This window comes from Mycolicibacterium sp. XJ870 (assembly GCF_053483975.1).
Genome location: NZ_JBEFTI010000002.1, coordinates 191,941 through 202,159, shown reverse-complemented (window position 1 = coordinate 202,159; position 10,219 = coordinate 191,941). Strand labels below are relative to the sequence as shown.

Genomic DNA, 10,219 nt, shown 5'->3' with positions numbered 1-10,219 from the left:
GTTATGCGACCACGATGTGAAGGCCGGTTTCCCCTGCCGACCTACCTCAGCTCAGCCGCAGCGGCGCCGGGCTCCACAGCCCACTGCGCGTCGTGGTCCCGAGGTCCAGGCGGGCCGGTTCGGCATTCGGATACCAGGGCGTCAACCGCTGCAGAGATCCCCAGTCACGGAACCAGTCGTCCTTGAGATAGGTCGGCACCGAAGATGGGCGCAGCAGCAGCTCGGAGATTCCGAGCGGTCCGCCGCCGAGGTAGTCCATCACCGGAGAGTTGGCTTCAGCGCCGAACCTGTCCGGAAGGATCCGCCACTTGGGCACCTCGGTGACGCCGTACTGATGCCCGAATGGTCGCTGGCAGGGGAAGGCCAGGCCGACGAGCCAGTCGAGCAGCACCGGATCCTGCGAACCGACCACTTGTTGCAGGGTGCGCAGCTCCGGGATACGCGGCGGGGTCAGCGCGATCCAGTGTTGCGGCGAAAGGTCGTCGTCGGAGGCCACCAGGCGGATGTGGGTGGCTTCGCGCGGGATGGCCGCCAGCGGCGCGCGCAGGTTGCGCCACGCCGGAGCCGCGCCGACGTCGGCGAAGCCGATGCCGCCGCCGGGCTCGTCGGCGGCGACCCCGTCATCGTCGGCCCACTGGACCACGACCTCGCCGGGATCGAACCGTCCCGCCGCGGACACCACGAGCAACGGGCCGGCCTGATCGCGGTCGGGTAGCCGATACCAGGCCGAGCGCATGACCGCGGGTTGTTGCGTGCCGGCGCGCCAACTCCCGAGCACCGGGGTGCTGGCGGGATTGAGTCCGTACGGGAGCCTCGCCCGGGATCCGTTGACGCCTGCTGCTGCGGTGGTTCCGCCCTCGGTGCCGACTTCGGTGCCGTTGGCCCCGTTCGCGGTCTCGGAGTCGGAGTCGGCGAAGTTGTCGGAGCCGGGCTGATCCATCACCGGGTCGGCGGAGACGTCCGACGGGATGCCGTTGGGTCCGAAGCCCTGCGAGGTGACCGCGCCGAGTGCCTCGCCGGGTGGCTCGCCGACGGGTGTCAGCATGCCGGCGTTCGCGTTCTCCTCGACCATGACGTCGTTGGCCAGCCCGCAGCCTTTGCCGGCGAGCGCCTCAAGATTGGAGCGCCCGACGGACCAGGCCGGGTACTGGTCGGTCATGGCCAGCGTCAGCGACAGCACTTCGAACATCACCAGCGCCCACGCCGCGATGGCCAGCGGTGACTGCACGATCCGTTGCCATCGGCGCTGCGGGCCGTCCGGAGACTTGTCGCGGCCGCTGAAGTGGAACCAGGCCGCTCCCAGCAGGGCCAGCACCGCGAGCGCCAGCAGGACCGTGGTGAACCCGAACTTCCACTCCGGGAAGGAATTCGACCAAGGCACGCCGAAGTTGGACACGTACCACCAGCCGTTGACGGTGGCGAACGAGAGTGCCATCACGAACAGCACGGCAGCAGCGAACATCGCCCGGTTGCGCCGGGATTTCATGGCCGCCGCGGTGACTGCGACGGCGGCGAGCGCACCGAGCGATCCGGCCAGGCCGGCGAACACGCCGAAGTGGTGGGTCCACTTGGTGGGGGTGAACATCATGGCGAAGAACGAGATGATCGTGATACCGACGATGCGTCGGCTCGGCCCGGCCGCGGTGCCTGGGATGCGGCCCTTACGCAGCGCCATCGCCACCGAAACCACCAGTGCCAGAAGCAGAGTCAGGACAGCGAACCGGCGCGCGACCGAGCCGTCCGGGCTGGTGGTGAACAACCGTGAGTAGCGGATGTGCTCGTCGAACCAGGCCAGGCTCGGACCGACCGCGGACTTGAAGGTGCTGGCCTGCAGCTCGCTGGCCAGGGTCTGATCGCGGAAGATCAGCACGATGGTCACCGTGCAGGCCGCCAGAATCGGGGCCAGCAGTGCGAGATGGCCGAATCGCGAAGTATGCCGGGCCACAATGGTTTTCAGTGGTCCCACGGCCACAAGCAAGGCACCCACCGCGGCGATGCCGGTGGGGCCGGAGAACAGCGTCAGCGCGCCGATGATGATCGCGATGGCCACCGGCAGCATGCGGTTGGTGGCCACTCCGCGCTCCACCGAACACCAGGTCAACAGGATGCCCAGCGCGATGATCGGCTCTGGGCGCAGCCCGTTGTTCAGCGGCAACCAGAATGCCAGGAACATGCCTGCCGCTGTCCACGCCGCGGCTCGGTTGGTCTTCACCGCGTGACCGAGGCGGGGGAGGACCTCGCGGCTGATCACCCACCAACACGCCAGACCCATCAGTAGCGTCGGCAACCGCATCCACACACTCGCGGTCGACACGTGCGCCCACAGCGCCAGCAGGTCGTAGTACCAACCGAACGGCGCTTCCGGTGTGCCGAACCACCGGTAGTAGTTGGCCATGTAGCCGGCGTGCTCGGACACCCTGGCCATGGTCAGGATGTAGCCGTCGTCGGCGGTGTTGGAGCCGACGAAGTGCCACCACACGAGCACCGCCGTGACGAGCCCGTCCAGTGGCGTCAGCGACCACCAGCGCGGCGGCAGGAAGCGGCGGTGCCGCACTCCGTCGGCGGAGTCCAGCACGTGCAGAGCGCCGAGCGCGATGATGGTCATCGCCACCCCGATGATCATCGCCAGCATCTTGAGCAGCGTGGGAGCGGTGCTGTACCGCGAGTCGATGGTGGCCGAGAGGTTCAAGCCCTCCGGGGCCGGCCCGGACAAGTCGGTGAAGACGCCGACGATCTGGGGGCGGAAGTCGTAGCCGCCGCGCTCGCCGCGCAACGGTTCCCCCGGGTTCTCGTCGTCGGGGCCCTGGGTGAGGCCGACGAACTCGCCCGTCACCTTGTCGGCGTGTGCGGTGAACGTCAGCGACTGGCAGGCCGGGCTGAGCACCTGGTCCAGCGGCGCACTGACCACCGGGGTGTTGCGGACGATGACCAGCAGATCGTCGTTGACGCGCTCGATCAGCAGGCCGCGGTCGATGGCTTTCGGGGCCTGTTTGGGCACGGTCGACAGCAGTACCGAACGGCCCCGATCCCGGGGATCGGCCAGGCCGGCGGCCGCCTGGCACGGCACCGTGATGGTCAGGTCGGTGGCCACGTAGCCGATCAGCGGTGCGTTGACGCTCTGCCAGACGCCGTTCTGTGGCCAGTTGAGTTCGGCAGTGGTCTGCTTCACCGGGAGCAGCGGAGTCGCCACGGCCATCAAGACACCGAGCAAGCCCGCGACGATCGCGATGAAACGCGCGGTGTGGTGGTTGCGGCCCACAGCGGTCACGGGCTTTGATGCTAACGGCGCATCTGCGTCGGAACTAATGGCCATCGGGTGTCGGCTTCCTGATCGCGAGCACGAACGGTCCGACGTCGGACACCTCGAACCGGGGATCGTCGAACAGCGCCGAGTCCAATTGGATGTGATAGCGCCGCACATTGGGCTGGTTCGGGTACACGTCGGACGCCAACCGCAGTGTGTAGGTGTCGTTCGCGCCGTGCCGCATCAAGAACACCTCGGGCGGTTCCCACGGCAGTTCGTCGAGCGCTTTGATGAACTGGTCCGCACTGGTCAGCGTGGCCCACGATTCGATGGCCTCGGCCCGCTTGTCGAACTGTGCCAGCGGGTTGGCGTAGTGCGACGTCAACCCCTGGAACCCGTAATAGGGGTAGTAGGACAGGAAGCTGTAGTCGGCGGTGAGCACCACGGTCTGATTGCGGGGCACGCCGGTGACGTCGAGGATCTTGGCGTCGATCTCGCGGTAGTACCTCTCGGCCCCCGGAGGTCGGCGATCCGCTCGTTGGCCGGTGCCGTCGGTGTCGGTGTAGGCCACATTGATGTCGGGCCGCAGCACGTCGGGGATGTCCTGGCTGAAGGTGACGGCTCCGATCACTCCGAGCGCAGTCGCCGCGACGACGACTCGATGCCCGCTGGAAGGCTGGTAGCGCCGCGCGATCGCCAGCGTCGCCTCGACGAACCCGAACGCGCCTGCGGTGGTCAGCAGCACGGTGAGCGTGGGCTGCAAGCGGAACGACAACAACGTGGTGCCTGCGAGCGTGGTGAGCATGGACAGCAGCGACCAGGCGTAGACGGCAAGCACGGCGATGGCCAGCGCGCCCGCCCGCGTCGACGACCGCGCGCGCACCACCAGCCACAAGGTGCCCACCATGCACAGGGCACCGAGAAGGGTGAACCGCAGCATCGGGAACTCGAGTGACGCACCCGCGTCGGGCAGATAGTGCTGGGCGGTGCCGGATTCGGCCGGTTCGCCGCGCAGCGCGGCCAGCAGGTACGGGGCCCAGGTGAGCAGTGCTATCGCTCCGGAGATCACCGCGATGACAGCCAGGCGCAGCAGCGGGTCCCAATGCCGGCGGGCGACGGCCAGGCCCACCGCCATGATCGTCAGCGTGAAGGCGCAGTAGGCCAGCAGCAGCGTGTAGAACAGTGCGGCGATCCCGAGGAAGATCCCGACGCCGACGATCGCCGCCCACCCACCCGCGCGCGTATGCCCGCGCAAGCCCGACCAGGCCAACACGAAAATGGGCGGCAACAGCACGGTGATGATGGCGGCGTACGGCTCGGCCGAGGCGTACGCCAGCATCGCCGCGGTGCTCGCCGTTGTGACGATGAGCGCGTACTCGAAACGGATCATGGCCGCCCACAACACGAGTGCGAGCGCCACGGCAATGGTGATGGAGACGATGGCCCACGGCTTGAACATCTCCCACGCCGGCGTGCCGGTCGCCGCGGCGATCCTGCCGCCCATCCAGAACCAGCCTGCCGGGTAGAACGGTGGCAGCCCGATATAGGTCATGTCGTGCAGGCCGGGGGTATCGGCGAACCGGGTCAGGTACTCGGTGCGGAACTGCTGGTCGACCGAAACCCCGAACAGGTACAGCTTGGTGGCGCCCAGCGGCATCGCCAGCGTCACCACCGAGAACGCGGACACGAATATCAGCGCGGCCAACCGGGCCAGCGTCCGGCGCCCCCGCCGCCAGATCAGGCCCGCCGCGAAAAGCCCTGCCAGGCAACCGAATTGCCCCACCGTGGTGAGCGCGTGCAGTTGGTTGGAGGTGTTGTACGCCGGCCATTCCACCCGGGCGATCGCCGCGATCGCGATCCCGGCCACCGCCGAGGCGATCAGCACGGCGATCAGCATCTGGCCGAGTACGCGGGACGCCGCAGGCATCAGATGGGGAGCTTGCGGAAGATGGGCCGCGGGATATGCCGCAACACCATCATCACGTACCGGAACGCACCGGGCGCCCAGACCAGATCCTTGCCCTTCGCCGACGCGGTGACCGCCAGATCGGCGACGTACTCCTTGTCGACGGTCAGCGGTGCTTCTTTGACGTGGGCACTCATCCGGGTGCGCACCTGGCCGGGCCGGATGACCAAGACCCGAACCCCGTACTCTTTCAGGGCTTCACCGAGGCCCAGGTAGAAGCCGTCGAGGCCGGCCTTGGTGGAGCCGTAGACGAAGTTGGACCGTCGTACCCGCTCACCGGCGGCCGAGCTCATCGCGATGATCTGGCCCCAGCCCTGCGCACGCATCTTCTCGCCGAGCAGGACACCTACGGAAACCGCTGCGGTGTAATTGATCTGGGCGATCTGAACGGCCTTGCGCTGGTTCTGCCACAGCTCCTCGGCGTCGCCGAGCAGGCCGAATGCGACGATGGCCACATCCACGTCTTTCTCGGCTGATGCTGAATTGCCGGCACCGCCGGCGAAGGCCTTGTCGATCACCGCGGGATGGCTTGCGGTGTCAACGGCGTCGAAGTCGATGACCTCCACCGAACTGGCACCGGCTTTGCGCATCTGGGCCGCGGCGTCGTCGCGGCCCGGGTCATCGGGCAGTGCGGCCAGGATCACCTTGGCCGAGGCATTGCGCAGATAGCGCTCACAGATCGCCAGCCCGATCTCAGAGGTGCCGCCGAGCAGCAGAATCGTCTGGGGGTTACCTACGGCGTCGAACACCATCTAGCGCAGCTCCAAGCCTCGGGGACATCGTGACGAGGGTACCGTGTGGCACTCCTGCAACGGCCGAACGCCCAGGCCGGCCAACAGGCCGACCTGGGCGTCCAGGTAATTCAGCGTCAGGCTGTCACTTCTTGACGTCGAAGCGGTCGGCGTCGGACACCTTGACCCAGGCCGCGACGAAGTCCTTGACGAACTTCTCCTTCGCGTCGTCCTCCGCGTACACCTCGGCCAGTGCCCGCAACTGCGAGTTCGAGCCGAACAGCAGGTCGACACGGCTGGCCGTGTACTTCTGCTCGCCGGTGGCACGGTCCTTGCCGACGTAGGTGCCGTCGTCAGCCGGCGAAGGCTCCCACTTGACGCCCATGTCGGTCAGGTTGACGAAGAAGTCGTTCGTCAGCTGCCCCGGCTTGTCGGTGAGCACACCGAGCTTGGTGCCGCCGAAGTTGGTGTCAAGCGCCCGCAGGCCACCGACCAGCACCGTCATCTCGGGCGCCGACAGGTTCAGCAGGTTGGCCCGGTCGATGAGGTGGTACTCGGCCGGGAACTGCAGGCCCTTGCCCGCATAGTTGCGGAAGCCGTCGGCCTTGGGCTCCAGGTAGGAGAACGACTCGACGTCGGTCTGCTCCTGAGTGGCGTCGCCACGACCCGGGGTGAACGGCACCTCGACGTCGAAACCTGCTGCCTTGGCGGCGGTTTCGATACCCACGTTGCCGGCGAGCACGACGATGTCGGCGAACGACACGTTGATGCCCGACGACGTTTGGATCTCCTCGAGCTTGCTGATCACCTGAGCCAGCTCGTCGGGCTCGTTGGCCTCCCAGCCCAGCTGCGGCTGCAGCCGAATGCGGCCACCGTTGGCACCGCCACGCATGTCGCTGTCGCGGTACGACGACGCAGCCTTCCACGCGGTCGAAACCAGCTGCGGCACAGTCAGACCCGACTCCGCGATCGCAGCCTTGAGGGTGGCGACGTCAGCGGCGGACAGGTTGGCGTTGCCGGCGGGGGTGACGTCCTGCCACTGCCAGGTCTGCTGGGGCACCAGCGGACCGAGGTAACGAGTGACGGGTCCCATGTCGCGGTGCAGCAGCTTGAACCAGGCCTTGGCGTACTCCTCGGCCAGCTCTTCGGGGTGATCCAGCCAGCGGCGGGTGATCTCACCGTAGATCGGGTCCATCCGCATCGACAGGTCGGTGGTCAGCATCGACGGGTGCGTCTTGCCGGTGCCCTGCGCCATCGGAACCGAGTTGGCCCAGCCGTTGTCCTTGGGCTTCCACTGGTTGGCGCCGGCCGGGCTCTTGAACAGCTCCCACTCGTTGCCGTAGAGGATTTCCAGGAAGGAGTTGTCCCACTTGGTCGGAGTGTGGGTCCAGGTCACCTCGAGGCCGCTGCTGACGGTGTCGTTGCCGACGCCGGAGTTGCTCCAGCCCAGGCCCATCTGCTCGAGCGGTGCCGCTTCGGGCTCCACGCCATTCTCGACCTCGGTGGCACCGTGGGTCTTGCCGAAGGTGTGGCCACCGACGATCAGCGCGGCGGTCTCGATGTCGTTCATCGCCATCCGGCCGAAGGTCTCGCGGATGTCGATTGCCGCGGCGACCGGATCCGGATTGCCTTCGGGGCCTTCCGGATTCACGTAGATCAGGCCCATGTGGCTGGCGCCCAGCGGGTTCTCCAGCTTGGTCCGGTCACCGTTGGCCCCGGCGTACCGATCCTGCGAGCCGAGCCACTCCGCCTCGGCGCCCCAGTAGATGTCCTCCTCGGGCTCCCAGTAATCCGGGCGGCCGAACGCGAAGCCCGCGGTCTTGAAGCCCATGTGCTCCATCGCCCGGTTGCCTGCGTAGACGATGAGGTCAGACCACGAGATCTTCTTGCCGTACTTCTTCTTCAGCGGCCACAGCAGGCGGCGGGCCTTGTCCAGGCTGACGTTGTCCGGCCAGCTGTTCAGCGGGGCGAAGCGCTGCATGCCCTTGCCACCGCCGCCGCGGCCGTCCTCGACGCGATACGTGCCCGCGGAATGCCATGACATCCGGACGAACAGCGGACCGTAGTGGCCGAAGTCGGCGGGCCACCAGTCCTGCGAGTTCGTCAACAGCTCGTCGAAATCCTTTTGGAACTGCTCGAAGTCGAGCGTCTGCACGGCTTCGCGGTAGTCATATCCCTCGTCCATCGGATTGATGGCCTCGGGATCCTTCTGCAGGATCTTCAGATTGACCGCATTGGGCCACCAATCCCGGTTGCTGCCACCCTCGACGGGCGGCTTGATGCGCATCGGGCAACCGCCGGTTTCGGCGGGCTCGGTTTGGGCCTCACCAATCGGGGGGTGTGTTTCGGCCATGGAAATCCTTTCCGGGGCTGTCGGTTAAGGGTTGTTATCTTCTTGGCGCGGTGGAGCATTCGGGGCAGGTGCCCCAGTAGACGACCTCGGCTTCGTCGATCGAGAAGCCGTGATCCTCGGACGCGGTCAGGCAGGGGGCTGCCCCGACCGCGCAGTCGACGTCGGCGATGGCACCGCACGATCGGCATACGACGTGGTGGTGGTTGTCGCCGATCCGTGACTCATAACGAGCCACGGAGCCTGACGGCTGGATGCGCCGCACCAGGCGCGCTGCGGTCAACGCATGCAGCGAGTCGTACACGGCCTGATGCGACACCTCGGGCAGTTCTTCCCGTACGGCACGGATGATCGAATCCGTGTCGGCGTGCGGATGCGCGTGCACCGCACCGAGTACTGCCACCCGAGGGCGGGTCACACGCATGTCGGCGCCTCTCAGCATGTGCTGGAGGTCCGCAGTCGTGGTCACGGAAAGAAGTCTTACTGCTTTTCTGGAATTAGTCAAGAATAAAGTTCTCGCCGCTTCCAGCGCAGGTCAGACGCTAGAGCAGCTCCAGCCGGCGGGCCATATCAGAGGCGAAGACACCGTCGGGGTCGACCTTGCGCCGTACCGCGATCCACTCATCGATGCGCGGGTACATGGCGTGGAACGTCTCGGCGGTGGTCCGGGCATCCTTGGCGGTGTACAGCCGGCCGCCGAACTCCAGGACCCTGCGGTCCATGTCACTGAGGAACTCGTTGAGCCCAGCCTTGATCGGGAAGTCGACGCAGATGTTCCAGCCCGCCATCGGGTAACTCAACGGAGCCCGGTTGCCTGGGCCGAAGAGCTTGAACACGTTGAGGAATGACACATGACCGCTGGCCTGGATGGCCTTGATGATGTAGCGGAATTCATCGAGTGCATCGGTGGGCACCACCACCTGGTACTGAGTGAAACCCGCTGTGCCGTAGGCCCGATTCCACTCGCCGATCATGTCGAGCGGATGGTAGAACTGCGTCAGGTTCTGGACCTGGCCGCGATACGTCTTGCCCATCTTGAACCACAGCTTGGTCATCGTCCCGAAGGTGAACTTGTTGGCGAGGCCGTTGGGGAAGATGTCGGGCGCCGTGAAGTATTGCGGCGCATCGAATTTCAGCGGTTGCTTCTGCAGCTTGGTTGGGAGTTGGTCGACTTTGGCCAGGCACCCACGCGAGATGACCGCCCGTCCGAGCTTGGGCGGACCGCTCATCGCGTCGAACCACGCGCTGGAGTAGGTGTAGTTGGACTCGCTGCCGTCACTGTGGAAGGCGATCGTTTCGTCACCGGTCTCCGTCACATCGCCGTCGGCAATGAAGTAGGCCGTCTCCGTCGGGGTCATCGCGATGGTGGCCCGCAGGATGATGCCCGTCAGTCCGTTGCCTCCGACCGTGGCCCAGAAGATGTCCGAATTCTCGCCGTCCGGGGTCAGGTGGAGCACCTCGCCCCTGGCGGTGAGCAACTCCATCGATCGCACGTGGTTGCCGAAACTGCCTGCGCTGTGGTGATTCTTGCCGTGGATGTCGCAGGCGATCGCGCCCCCGACCGTCACCTGGCGCGTGCCAGGCAGGACCGGCACCCACAAACCCTTGGGCAAGGCCGACCGCAGCAGAAAGTCGAGGTCGACGCCGGCGTCGACCTCGGCCAGGTGGCTGTCTGTATCCATCGAATGAATCACGTTCAGCTTGGTCATATCGATGACCAGGCCGCCGCCGTTCTGGGCGTTGTCGCCGTAGGACCGTCCGAGACCGCGGGCGATCACACCGCGGCCGCCACTCTCTGCCGCTCGCGTAACGGCTTTCACGACCGTCTCAGGGTCATCGGTCGACAGCACCTGCGCGACGGTGGGCGCGGTGCGGGCCCAGCCCGTCAGGCGTTTGGTGGTGGTCGGGATCTCGGTGTTCGGCATCGT

6 protein-coding genes are annotated in these 10,219 nt (G+C 66.5%); all 6 read right to left on the bottom strand.

Annotation, left to right across the window (positions count from 1 at the left end; translation table 11 throughout):
• Positions 1–46 precede the first annotated feature (46 nt).
• Positions 47–3,313, bottom strand: coding sequence for an arabinosyltransferase domain-containing protein (locus tag ABQF30_RS12395; RefSeq protein ID WP_448464009.1), 3,267 nt, complete (start codon positions 3,311–3,313; stop codon positions 47–49).
• Positions 3,303–5,171, bottom strand: a complete 1,869-nt coding sequence (locus ABQF30_RS12390; RefSeq protein ID WP_448464007.1) for a galactan 5-O-arabinofuranosyltransferase — start codon at positions 5,169–5,171, stop codon at positions 3,303–3,305. Before ABQF30_RS12390 ends, ABQF30_RS12395 begins: the two co-directional genes overlap by 11 nt.
• A complete protein-coding gene (locus ABQF30_RS12385; protein WP_448464005.1) occupies positions 5,171–5,962 on the bottom strand; it encodes a decaprenylphospho-beta-D-erythro-pentofuranosid-2-ulose 2-reductase in 792 nt (263 codons plus the stop codon). Before ABQF30_RS12385 ends, ABQF30_RS12390 begins: the two co-directional genes overlap by 1 nt.
• Before the next feature lie 124 nt (positions 5,963–6,086).
• Complete coding sequence (gene katG, locus ABQF30_RS12380; protein WP_448464003.1) at positions 6,087–8,294, bottom strand: catalase/peroxidase HPI; 2,208 nt, start codon at positions 8,292–8,294, stop codon at positions 6,087–6,089.
• Between the two features lie 34 nt (positions 8,295–8,328).
• Complete coding sequence (locus ABQF30_RS12375) at positions 8,329–8,733, bottom strand: Fur family transcriptional regulator (RefSeq protein WP_448464946.1); 405 nt, start codon at positions 8,731–8,733, stop codon at positions 8,329–8,331.
• A 100-nt stretch (positions 8,734–8,833) separates the two neighbouring features.
• Complete coding sequence (locus ABQF30_RS12370; RefSeq protein ID WP_448464001.1) at positions 8,834–10,216, bottom strand: decaprenylphosphoryl-beta-D-ribose oxidase; 1,383 nt, start codon at positions 10,214–10,216, stop codon at positions 8,834–8,836.
• Between the last annotated feature and the right edge of the window lie 3 nt (positions 10,217–10,219).